Below are 10,191 nucleotides of genomic sequence, written 5' to 3' on the forward strand. Positions count from 1 at the left end.
CTTTGAATGCGACGACCATCAACAGCCTGTTCTTGATCGGCGCGTTGCTGGTAGGCGCAAGTATTCTCGTCAGTTCTCTTTCTTCCCGTCTCGGCATTCCGATTCTGGTCATCATTCTTGCGGTCGGCATGGCCGCCGGGGTCGATGGCGGCGGGATCATTTTCGATAACTACCCGACGGCTTATCTGGTCGGTAACCTCGCACTGGCGGTGATCCTCCTCGACGGCGGCTTGCGCACGCGGGTCTCGAGTTTCCGCGTGGCCTTGTGGCCGGCGCTGTCGCTGGCGACGGTCGGCGTGCTGATCACCACCGGGCTGACCGGCATGGCGGCAGCGTGGCTGTTCGATCTGAATCTGATTCAAGGCCTGCTGATCGGCGCCATCGTCGGCTCGACCGACGCCGCGGCGGTGTTCTCGCTGTTGGGCGGCAAAGGCCTGAACGAACGGGTCACCGCCAGCCTGGAAATCGAATCCGGCAGCAACGACCCGATGGCGGTGTTTCTCACCGTGACCCTCATCGACATGCTCGCCAGCGGTGAGACCGGTTTGCACTGGAGCCTGCTGACCCACCTGATCCGCGAGTTCGGCATCGGTGGCGTGATCGGCCTCGGCGGCGGCTGGCTGATGCTGCAACTGGTCAACCGCATCAACCTCGCTGCGGGCCTGTATCCGATTCTGGTGATCGCCGGCGGTCTGGTGGTATTCGCCTTGACCAACGCTTTGCACGGCAGTGGCTTCCTCGCCGTTTATCTGTGCGGTCTGGTCATCGGCAACCGCCCGGTACGCAGCCGCCACGGCATTCTGCACATGCTCGACGGCATGGCGTGGCTGGCGCAGATCGGCATGTTCCTCGTGCTCGGGCTGCTGGTGACGCCGCACGATTTGCTGCCGATCGCCCTGCCCGCTCTCGGTCTGGCGCTGTGGATGATCCTCTTCGCGCGGCCGCTGTCGGTGATGGTCGGCCTGCTGCCGTTCAAGGCGTTCCATGGTCGCGAAAAAGCCTTTATTTCCTGGGTCGGCTTGCGCGGCGCGGTGCCGATCATTCTGGCGGTGTTCCCGCTGATGGCCGGGCTGCCGAACGCGCAGCTGTACTTCAATCTCGCCTTCTTCATCGTGCTGGTGTCGCTGCTGGTGCAAGGTACGAGCCTGCCGTGGGTCGCCAAACTGCTGAAAGTGACGGTGCCGCCAGAGCCGGCACCGATTTCCCGGGCGGCGCTGGAAGTCCATGTCACCAGCGAGTGGGAGCTGTTCGTTTACAAGCTCGGCGCGGAGAAATGGTGCATCGGTTCGCCCCTGCGCGAGCTGAAAATGCCCGAAGGCACACGTATCGCAGCACTGTTTCGTGGCCAGCAACTGCTCCATCCGTCGGGTAGTACGGTGCTGGAAGTCGATGATTTACTGTGTGTTATCGGCCATGAACACAACCTCGGCGCCCTCGGAAAACTGTTCAGCCAAGCCCCGCAACGCGGCCTCGATCTGCGCTTCTTTGGCGATTTCGTCCTCGAAGGAGACGCCCAGCTTAAAGCGGTTGCAGCGCTGTATGGCCTACCCGCCGAAGGCATTGATCCGGACATGACTCTGGGCGCGTTCATTGCCCACAAGGTCGGTGGTGCGCCGATCGTGGGTGACCAGGTGGAGTGGAACAACACCCATTGGACCGTCGCGGTCATGGACGGGAACAAGATCGGCAAAGTGGGCGTCAGATTCCCCGAAGGAAGTCGCCCGGGCCCCGGGCTCTTCCTCTAAACTGCGTCCACTATCACTTGCTCGACCGGTCTCTATGCCTACCCTGCGCTCCTTTTTCGCCGCGGCCCTGCTGGGCCTGAGTCTTACTGTCGGCCCGATTTATGCCGCCGAACCGCCGTCCAGTGAAGCCGTGCAGGCCAATCTGGACAAACTTGCCGACAGCAAACTGCCGGATGCCGACAAAAAGACCCTGCAAACCGTCCTGCAGAACACCCTCAATCAGCTGAACAATCAGCGTGATTACGAACAGAAGCTGATCGATCTCAAGCAGCAACTGGCGACCGCACCCAAGCAGACCATCGAAAACGCCCGCGAACTGAGCCGTCTCAAGGCCACGGCAATCGTGCCGGTGGCGCAGCGTTTCCCCAAGGAATCGATCCCGCAACTGGAGCAGATCCTCACTGACCGCTCCACTCAGCAAAGTGATCTGCAAAAAGCCCTGGCCGACGCCAACAGCCTGATCATCACCGCGCAGACCCGTCCTGAGCGCGCTCAAGCGGAAATCTCCGCCAGCCAGACACGCATTCAGCAGATCACCAACATTCTCAAGTCCGGCAAGGACGCGGGCAAAACGGTCACCGCCGAGCAGCGCGATCAGTTGAACGCCGAACTCGCCGCATTGAACGCGCTAATCCCGCTGCGCCGCCAGGAATTGGCCGGCAACAGCCAGCTGCAGGATCTCGGCAACGCGCAGCATGACTTGCTCACGGAGAAATCCGACCGCCTCGACCGTGAGATCCAGGAACTGCAAACGCTGATCAACCAGAAGCGTCTGGCGCAGTCGCAGGAAACCGTGACCCAGCAATCCATCGAAGCGCAGAAGGCCGGTGGCAGCAGTCTGCTCGCCAGCGAAAGCACGGCCAACCTCAAGCTCTCCGACTACCTGCTGAAAAGCACCGACCGCCTCAACGAAGTCACCCAGCAGAACCTGCAGACCAAACAGCAACTCGACAGCTTGACCCAAAGCGACTCGGCCCTCGACGAGCAGATCAACGTGCTCAAGGGCAGCCTGCTGCTGTCGAAAATTCTCTATAAACAGAAACAGGCCCTGCCACGCTTGAAGGTCGACCGCGACCTGGCCGATCAGATTGCCGACATTCGCCTCTATCAGTTCGAAGTCAGCCAGCAACGCGAATTGCTCAGCAGTCCGACCACCTACGTCGACAACCTGCTCGCCACCCAGCCGCCGGAACAAGTCACCCCGCAACTGCGCAAAAGCCTGCTCGATCTGGCCAACACCCGCGCCGATCTGCTCGAGCGGCTGAACCGCGAACTGAGCGCGGTGCTCAACGAATCGATCACCCTGCAACTCAACCAAAAACAACTGCTGAGCACCGCACAGAGCCTGCGCGCCACCCTCGATGAGCAGATGTTCTGGATTCCCAGCAACAAGCCGCTGGATATCGAGTGGATGCGCAGCGTGCCGGAGCGCCTGAAGCGTCAGATCGATACGCTGCCGTGGGCCTCCAGCCTGAGCGAGCTGACCGATGGCCTGATCCAGCGACCGCTGCTGTTCCTGCCGTTGGCGCTGTTGATCGGCGCACTGCTGTGGCGGCGCAAGAATCTCTACGCGCGCCTGAACAAGGTTCACCAGGACATTGGTCACTTCAAACGCGACAGCCAATGGCACACACCGCAGGCGATCCTGATCAACATCCTGCTGGCAATGCCGGTGGCGCTGGGTCTGGCCCTTTGTGGCCTAGCCTTGCAGATCGACGCCCGTGGGCAGAACGCCAACATGGGCGCAGCGCTGCTGCAAATGGCTCAGGCGTGGCTGGTGTTCTACACCGCTTACCGGATTCTGGCGCCGGGCGGCGTGGCCGAACTGCACTTCCGTTGGGAAAAGCCCCAAGTCGAATTCCTCCAAGGCTGGATCCGCCGACTCGGTCTAGTAGTGATGGCCTTGGTGACCATCGTCGCCGTCGCCGAACTGCAACCGGCGGCGCTGGCCGATGACGTGCTCGGCATGCCAGTGGTGCTGACCTGCTACGCCTTGATGGCATGGCTGCTCAGCCGTTTGCTGATCAGCAGCCCGGCCCACGAAAACACCTCGCTGTTCCGCAAAGCCGTCGGTGTGATGTTCACGTTGCTGCCGATCGCCCTGTTTGTCGCGGTGTGCTTCGGCTACTACTACACCGCGCTGAAACTCAGCGACCGCTTGATCAACACCCTGTACCTGCTGATGTTCTGGCTGGTGATCGAAGCCACCTTCGTCCGCGGTCTGAGTGTTGCCGCACGGCGTCTGGCTTACCAGCGCGCCCTGGCCAAACGGCAGGCGGCGAAAGAGGCCGGCGACGGCGAAGCGGTGATCGAAGAGCCGACGCTGGACATCGAGAAGGTCAACGAACAGTCCCTGCGCCTGATCCGTCTGGCCCTGCTCGGCGGCTTCATCGCGGCGCTGTACTGGGTCTGGTCGGATCTGATTTCGGTGTTCTCGTACCTCGACAACATCACCCTGTACGAATACACCAGCGGCACCGGCGCCAACATGAGCATGGTGCCGATCAGCATCGGCGACATGCTCGGCGCGCTGATCATCATCGGCATCACCTTCGCCCTCGCGCGCAACTTGCCCGGCCTGCTGGAAGTGTTCGTGCTGTCGAAGCTCAATCTGGCGCAGGGCAGTGCCTATGCGACCACGACGTTGCTGTCGTATGTGATCGCCGGCGTCGGTTTCGTCTCGACCCTGTCGACCCTCGGCGTGAGCTGGGACAAGTTGCAATGGCTGGTGGCGGCGCTGTCGGTCGGCCTCGGCTTCGGTATGCAGGAGATCTTCGCCAACTTCATTTCCGGCATCATGATCCTCTTCGAACGTCCGGTGCGGATCGGTGACACCATAACCATCGGCAACCTGTCGGGCACGGTGAGCAAGATCCGCATTCGCGCCACGACCATCACCGACTTCGACCGCAAGGACATCATTGTCCCGAACAAGACGTTCATCACCGGGCAACTGATCAACTGGTCGCTGACCGACACCATCACCCGCGTGACGCTGAAACTCGGCGTCGACTACGGCTCCGATCTGGATCTGGTAAAAGAACTGCTGCTCAAGGCTGCCCGCGAGAACCCGCGCGTGCTCAAGGAACCCGAGCCGCACGTGTACTTCCTCAACTTCGGCGAAAGCACGCTGGATCACGAGTTGCGCATGCACGTGCGCGACCTCGGCGACCGCAACCCGGTGCTCGATGAGGTCAACCGCTTCATCAACCGCGAGTTCAAGAAGCAGCACATCAATATCTCGTTCCGCCAGATGGAGGTTTACCTGAAGAACCTTCACGGCCAGGAATACAAGATGGTGCCGATCGAGCCGGAAACCAAAACCATCGTACCGCTCGCCGACGATCAGAAGCCGCTGCAAGAGCCGCCGCCAGCCAAACTCGACTAACCGGTCTAATCCCAGCAGAATGCTCGGACATTCTGCTGGAGCCGGCCCTTGAAAGCCCTCGACGAACTGACCTTCGACAATCGCTTCGCCCGCCTGGGCGACGCGTTCTCAGCCCACGTGCTGCCCGAGCCGATCGACAACCCGCGTCTGGTCGTCGCCAGCCCGGCGGCCCTGGCCTTGCTGGATCTCGACCCGGCCACCGCTGAAACTCAAGAATTTGCCGAATTGTTTGGCGGCCACAAGCTGTGGGCCGATGCCGAACCGCGAGCGATGGTTTATTCCGGGCATCAGTTCGGCGGCTACACGCCGCAATTGGGTGATGGTCGCGGCTTGCTGCTGGGCGAGGTCTACAACGCGGCCGGCGAGCATTGGGACTTGCACCTCAAGGGCGCCGGGCAGACGCCGTTTTCGCGCATGGGTGACGGTCGCGCCGTGCTGCGTTCGTCGATCCGCGAGTTCCTCGCCTCCGAAGCCTTATACGCGCTGAACATTCCGTCCTCGCGCGCAGCCTGCGTGATCGGCTCCGACACGCCGGTCTGGCGCGAAAAGCAGGAACGTGCAGCGATGGTGCTGCGTCTGGCGCCAAGCCACATCCGCTTCGGCCACTTCGAATATTTCTACTACACCAAGCGTCCCGAGCAGCAGAAAGAACTCGGCGAACACGTGCTGGCGATGCATTTCCCGGAATGTCTGGAGCAGCCGGAACCGTACCTGGCGATGTTCCGCGAGATCGTCGAGCGCAACGCCGAACTGATCGCCAAATGGCAGGCCTACGGCTTCTGCCACGGCGTGATGAATACCGACAACATGTCGATCCTTGGCATCACCTTCGACTTCGGCCCGTTCGCCTTCCTCGATGATTTCGACGCCAACTTCATCTGCAACCACTCGGATGATCAAGGCCGCTACTCGTTCAGCAATCAGGTGCCGGTGGGCCAGTGGAACCTCAGCGCGCTGGCGCAGGCACTGACACCGTTCATCAGCGTCGAAGCCCTGCGCGAAACCCTCGGCTTGTATTTGCCGCTGTTTCAGGCGCATTACCTCGACCTGATGCGCCGCCGCTTCGGTTTCACCACGGCCGAAGACGACGACCAGAAACTGCTGGAGGATCTGCTGCAACTGATGCAGAACAGCGGCGTCGACTACACGCTGTTCTTCCGTCGTCTCGGCGAGGAATCACCTCGGGAGGCTGTCGCGCGATTGCGCGACGACTTCGTCGATATCAAAGGCTTCGATGCCTGGGGCGAGCGCTACGTCGCCCGCGTTGCCCGCGATGGCGCTCCTGATCAAGAACAGCGCCGCGCGCGGATGCACGCAGTCAACCCGCTGTACATCCTGCGCAATTATCTGGCGCAAAAGGCTATCGACGCGGCGGAGGAAGGGGATTACTCAGAGGTACGCCGGCTGCACGCGGTGTTGAGCAAACCGTTTGAACAGCAGCCGGGGATGGAAGGTTATGCCGAGCGGCCTCCGGAGTGGGGCAAGCATTTGGAGATCAGTTGTTCTTCCTGAGTGCCGAATTCCCATCTTGATAAACAGTTCGTACGGCTCCAGATAAGCCGTACGAACCGCCGAACACCAACGAGCCGAACATGACGAATCCACTCCTCATCCCCTGCCCCTCCTGCAATGGCCTCAACCGCATTCCCGCCGAGCGCCTTGCGGACCAGCCCAAGTGCGGCCGCTGCAAATCTGCCGTGCTGTTGAGCAAACCCTTCGAACTCAAGCAAGGCGATTACGCCAGCCAGATCAAGGGCGATCTGCCGTTGCTGGTGGATGTCTGGGCGGAGTGGTGTGGGCCGTGCAAGTCGTTTGCGCCGGTGTTCGAGCAGGCGGCGGGGCAACTGGAGGGCAAGTGTCGCTTGGCCAAACTGGATAGCGAGGCTAATCAGCAGTTGTCGGCGCAGTTGGGGATTCGCTCGATTCCGAGTCTGATTCTGTTCAAGAACGGCAAAGAGGTGGCGCGGCAGAGTGGCGCGTTTCCGCTGCCGCAGTTGATGGCGTGGCTGCGTAGCCAGGGGATCTGAAACAGCGCAGAAACCTGTGGGAGCTGGCTTGCCAGCGATTGCGATCGATCAGTCACGAAAGATGCTGAGTCTGCTGCCCTCATCGCTGGCAAGCCAGCTCCCACAGGGATTGTGGATTGTTTGAAAGATCAGTGCCCTTCGATCAGGTTATGCAATTCGACGAATTGCTGCGTCAGCTTGTGCCGCGGATCGAGGTGGATCAGCGGCATGCTGGCCTGGTGCGATTCGCGCATCCGCACCGAACTGTTCAGGTATACCGGCAGCACCGGCAATCCTTCGGCAATCAATTCATCGAGAATCTGCTGCGGCAGGCTCGCCCGGGCCTGGAACTGGTTGACCACGATGCCTTCAACTTCCAGACCTTCGTTGTGATCCTCTTTCAACTCTTCGATTTCCGCGATGAGCCCGTACAGGGCCTGCCGTGAAAAACTGTCGCAATCAAAAGGAATCAGCACGCGATCGGCGGCAATCAGCGCCGATACCGCATAGAAATTCAGCGCCGGCGGCGTATCCAGGTAGATCCGGTCATAATCCTCGGACAGTTCATCCAGCAACTTACGCAGCTTGTTGATCTTGTGCTTGGCCTCAAGCTTGGGCTGCAGGTCGGCCAGTTCGGCGGTCGCCGTGATGATGTGCAGGTTGTCGAACGGGGTTTCGTAGATGTCGGCCTGATTCTTCTTCGAGAATGGCCCTGAAGACAGGGTTTGCTTGAAGAAGTCGGCAATGCCCATCGGAATGTCATCGCCCGTGAGCCCGGTCAGATACTGAGTGGAATTGGCCTGCGCATCGAGGTCGACCAACAATGTGCGATACCCCTCGCTGGCGCTGACCGCCGCCAGATTGCAGGCAATGCTGGATTTGCCTACGCCACCTTTCTGATTGAACACCACGCGCCGCATGACCAAACCTCCGTGTATCAAAGAATGACCGAGTGTAGATGCGCGCGCCCTCGCTTCGCTACCTTCACGGACACGGACTACAAAGTCAGGTGCAAATATCCCCGCATACCCGGCGTAGAAACTGCCATTGATCGCCGACATGCCCGACAGACAAGCCGGTGACAATCTGGATAATGGCCAAGTGACAGTTTTACCGCGAACCACTCGGTACATTTCGCTGCACAAAATGTAACCAGCATTTGCTACACACTCGTCGCACCGGGATAATGCGCGCCACTCGGCGCCAAGCGCCACGCCACGCCCGTCGCGGTTCTGGTGATTCAACGCGTCAATATAAGCCCGCAGGGGCGGGATGAATGTCCGTGATCAACTTCAACATCGCCCAATGGCGCGCGTGGGCCCCCGGGCTCGACAGCGTGGACGCCTGGCAGGCCTGGAGCCGACAACCGGTCGTGCTTCAGAGCAGTGATGCCGCGCCCGATGTGTCGTTTTTGCCGGCCATGCAGCGTCGCCGCCTCAGCCGACTGGCCCGCATGGCGTTCAGCGTTGGCTGGCCTCTGGCCGACGGACGGGACAATCTGCCGCTGGTGTTCGTTTCGCGTCATGGTGAAACCCCGCGCACTTACGAGATCCTCAGCGATCTGGCGACCGAGCAACCGCTGTCGCCGACCCAGTTCAGCCTCTCGGTGCACAACGCGATCATCGGCCTGTGGTCGATCATGCGCGGCGAAACCAGCGAAATGACCGCCCTCGCTGCGGCGGGCGATGGCCTCGAACACGGCATGCTCGAAGCCGCTGCCCTGTTGAATGAGGGCGCCCCCGCCGTGCTGTTGGTGATCACCGAAGAACAGCCGCCCGTCGCGTACTCGAAGTGGATCGATGACGTGCCGTTTCCGTACGCCGTAGGCCTCCTGCTCACCCCCGGTACCGACTGGCGGCTGACCCTGAACAGCCCCTCAGAAGCACTGTCCAAACCGCACTGGCCCCACGCGCTCAATCTGCTGCGAACCCTGCTCGGTCAGCAAACCCTTTGCCAACATGCCTGGAAAAATCGTGTATGGACCTGGCAACGCAACCCGTGACCGAGAAGAACCGCGACGCCTATCACTGGCGCCTGCTGGCCACCGCCGCAAGCTTCGCCCTGTTCGGGCTCGGCGGGCTGTGCCTGCGCGTGCTGGTGTTTCCGCTGCTTGGCTGCCTGCCCGGTGACGCGCTCAAGCATCGCCAGCGTGCGCGCCAGACCGTCAGTCGGCTGTTCTGGTTTTTCGTGCGGTTCATGGCCCGCACCGGCGTGCTGACCTACGACATTCAGGGCGCTGAACGCCTTGGTCGCCCCGGGCAGATGATCATCGCCAATCACCCGTCGCTGATCGACGTGGTGTTCCTCATCGGTCTGGTGCGCCAGGCCAATTGTGTGGTGAAGAAAAGCCTGTGGGAAAACCCCTTCACCCGTGGCCCCTTGCGCAGCACCGAGTACATCAGCAACGACGGCAGCATGGACATGCTCGATGCCGCCGCCGAGTCGCTGCAAAGCGGCCAGACCCTGATCATTTTCCCCGAGGGCACCCGCACCCAGCCGGGTCAGGCACCGGCCTTTCATCGGGGGGCGGCGGCGATTGCCCTGCGTGGTGCGAAAATCCTCACCCCGGTGGTGATCAAGGTCAGCCCGACCACGCTGACCAAAGCCGAGCCGTGGTATCGCATCCCGTCTCGCCGTGTGCACTTCAGTTTTCGCGTCGGGGCCGATATAGACCCACAAGCCTTCGCCGCGCAGGGGCCTGCACCGCAAGCCTCGCGCAAGCTCAACGATTATTTGCACTCTTACTTTATTAAGGAGCTCGCCGAAGATGAGCGATCTGAACACTCATAGCCTGCTGCATGACATCAAACTGCTGATCATCGATGCCCTTGGCCTCGAAGACATCAGCGTCGACGACATCGGCGACGAGCAGACGCTGTTCGGCGAAGGCCTGGGCCTGGATTCCGTCGACGCGCTGGAACTGGGTCTGGCGATCCAGAAAAAGTACGGCATCAAGATCGACGCCGACGCCAAAGACACCCGCAACCATTTCACCAACGTGGCCAGCCTTGCGGCGTTCGTCACGGCAAAACAGGCAGCTTGAGACCGGACC

Annotated in this window: 8 protein-coding genes; 7 read left to right on the forward strand and 1 reads right to left on the reverse strand. The window is 61.1% G+C overall.

Features of this window, described 5'->3' with window-relative positions:
- Positions 1-2: 2 nt before the first annotated feature.
- The 4 genes from EJA71_RS04615 to trxC all read left to right on the forward strand — a co-directional run bounded on the left by EJA71_RS04615 (position 3) and on the right by trxC (position 7,160).
- Positions 3-1,745: a potassium/proton antiporter gene (locus EJA71_RS04615; protein ID WP_158954697.1), complete on the forward strand. Its 1,743-nt coding sequence runs from the start codon at positions 3-5 to the stop codon at positions 1,743-1,745.
- 34 nt (positions 1,746-1,779) lie between these two features.
- The gene (gene mscK / locus EJA71_RS04620) at positions 1,780-5,133 is read left to right on the forward strand and encodes a mechanosensitive channel MscK (protein WP_158954699.1); all 3,354 of its coding nucleotides are present in this window, start codon (positions 1,780-1,782) and stop codon (positions 5,131-5,133) included.
- Between the two features lie 48 nt (positions 5,134-5,181).
- Complete coding sequence (gene selO / locus EJA71_RS04625; protein ID WP_158954701.1) at positions 5,182-6,645, forward strand: protein adenylyltransferase SelO; 1,464 nt, start codon at positions 5,182-5,184, stop codon at positions 6,643-6,645.
- 80 nt (positions 6,646-6,725) lie between these two features.
- Complete coding sequence (trxC, locus tag EJA71_RS04630) at positions 6,726-7,160, forward strand: thioredoxin TrxC (protein ID WP_158954703.1); 435 nt, start codon at positions 6,726-6,728, stop codon at positions 7,158-7,160.
- 128 nt (positions 7,161-7,288) lie between these two features.
- Here trxC and EJA71_RS04635 read toward each other — a convergent pair whose 3' ends face one another.
- Positions 7,289-8,059: a ParA family protein gene (locus tag EJA71_RS04635; protein ID WP_158954705.1), complete on the reverse strand. Its 771-nt coding sequence runs from the start codon at positions 8,057-8,059 to the stop codon at positions 7,289-7,291.
- Between the two features lie 356 nt (positions 8,060-8,415).
- Between EJA71_RS04635 and EJA71_RS04640 the strand changes: the two genes are divergently transcribed.
- Genes EJA71_RS04640 through EJA71_RS04650 form a run of 3 tightly spaced genes read left to right on the forward strand, consistent with a single transcriptional unit; the run spans position 8,416 to position 10,182 of the window.
- Complete coding sequence (locus EJA71_RS04640; protein ID WP_158954707.1) at positions 8,416-9,141, forward strand: beta-ketoacyl synthase chain length factor; 726 nt, start codon at positions 8,416-8,418, stop codon at positions 9,139-9,141.
- Positions 9,117-9,929, forward strand: a complete 813-nt coding sequence (locus EJA71_RS04645; protein WP_158954709.1) for a 1-acyl-sn-glycerol-3-phosphate acyltransferase — start codon at positions 9,117-9,119, stop codon at positions 9,927-9,929. Before EJA71_RS04640 ends, EJA71_RS04645 begins: the two co-directional genes overlap by 25 nt.
- Positions 9,907-10,182 carry a phosphopantetheine-binding protein gene (locus EJA71_RS04650; protein WP_158954711.1) on the forward strand — a complete coding sequence of 92 codons (276 nt, stop codon included), beginning with the start codon at positions 9,907-9,909 and terminating at the stop codon, positions 10,180-10,182. The genes EJA71_RS04645 and EJA71_RS04650 overlap by 23 nt, the downstream gene beginning before the upstream one ends.
- Positions 10,183-10,191 lie beyond the last annotated feature (9 nt).

Origin of the sequence: Pseudomonas sp. PB106 (assembly GCF_009764645.1) — a bacterium.
In the GTDB taxonomy this organism is placed as follows: Bacteria; Pseudomonadota; Gammaproteobacteria; order Pseudomonadales; family Pseudomonadaceae; genus Aquipseudomonas.